This window comes from Vibrio sp. YT-19(2023), from assembly GCF_033337395.1.
Genome location: NZ_JAWOQN010000473.1, coordinates 1 through 711, shown reverse-complemented (window position 1 = coordinate 711; position 711 = coordinate 1). Strand labels below are relative to the sequence as shown.

Annotated in this window: 1 protein-coding gene; it reads left to right on the top strand. The window is 50.1% G+C overall.

Annotation, left to right across the window (positions count from 1 at the left end; genetic code table 11):
• Positions 1 to 711, top strand: a 711-nt coding sequence (gene murD / locus R7E78_RS26595) for a UDP-N-acetylmuramoyl-L-alanine--D-glutamate ligase (RefSeq protein ID WP_318058671.1), incomplete at both ends; no start/stop codon positions are given.

Genomic DNA, 711 nt, shown 5'->3' with positions numbered 1-711 from the left:
TACACCGTGGTGGTTGGAATACCCAGTGGCTTGCAGAAGCTGACTTGGTGGTGACCAACCCTGGTATAGCGTTAGCGACACCAGAGATACAAACGGTGCTAGCGAAAGGCACGCCTGTCGTGGGGGACATCGAGTTGTTTGCTTGGGCTGTGAATAAACCAGTGGTGGCCATCACTGGTTCAAACGGCAAGAGCACGGTGACAGATTTAACTGGTGTGATGGCAAAAGCGGCAGGACTGACGGTGGGTGTCGGCGGTAACATTGGCGTGCCTGCACTGGAACTGCTTGAGCAAGATGCGGATTTGTATGTACTGGAACTTTCAAGTTTTCAGTTGGAAACGACGTCGAGTTTGAAACTCAAAGCGGCGGCATTTCTTAACCTTTCCGAAGATCATATGGATCGCTACGAAGGTATGGCAGATTATCGCGCTGCTAAGCTGCGTATTTTTGATCATGCAGAGTTAGCTGTAGTTAACCGTGATGATCAAGAGACGTACCCAGAGGTTCAGATGCCTGTGGTTACGTTTGGCAGCGATGAGCAAGCTTACGGCCTTGAAGTCGATGGTTCTCGCACATGGTTATTTGATCATGGTCAGCGCGTCATCGCCAGCGATGAATTGAAACTTGTCGGCAAACATAACTTAGCGAACGCTCTCGTCGTGTTGGCTCTGCTCAAAGCTGCAGGTGTTGATTACCACAACGCTTTGAATG